This window comes from Streptomyces sp. SID12501 (assembly GCF_010550245.1).
Taxonomy (GTDB): Bacteria; Actinomycetota; Actinomycetes; order Streptomycetales; family Streptomycetaceae; genus Streptomyces.
This window is the reverse complement of the sequence record NZ_JAAGLU010001086.1, coordinates 1-383: the sequence shown is the minus strand read 5'-3', so window position 1 is coordinate 383 and position 383 is coordinate 1. Positions and strand designations below refer to the sequence as shown.

Below are 383 nucleotides of genomic sequence, written 5' to 3'. Positions count from 1 at the left end.
TCGGAGAAGTCGGTGACCAGGCCGTGCAGGTTGTTCGGGGAGCCGATGAGGACGGGGGTGGGCATGTTGCGGCCGCGCCCCTTGGCGGCGAGCAGGTCGCCGACGGCTTCCGCGCTGAAGGCGTCCGCGCCGATCCCGTACAGGGTGTCGGTGGGCAGCACGACGAGCTCGCCGCGGCGTACGGCGGAGGCGCCTTCGCGCAGGCCCGTCTTGCGGTCCGTCGCGTCGTTGCAGTCGTATCGCCGGGCCATCAGCGGGCCTCCTCAAGCAGCGGGGTGGTGACGGGAAGGGGCGCGCTCACGGCAGGGCCTTGCGGGCGGTGGCGAAGCGCGGGCGGTTGTTGAGGTCGGGGTGGTCGGCCGCGTCGGCCCAGCCCCGTTCCT

1 protein-coding gene is annotated in these 383 nt (G+C 73.4%); it reads right to left on the bottom strand.

All coding sequences use genetic code 11. The annotated features are described in order from the left end of the window. Positions 1-251, bottom strand: a 251-nt coding sequence (locus tag G3I71_RS49940) for an L-threonylcarbamoyladenylate synthase (protein WP_203733298.1), incomplete at its 3' end; no start/stop codon positions are given. Between the last annotated feature and the right edge of the window lie 132 nt (positions 252-383).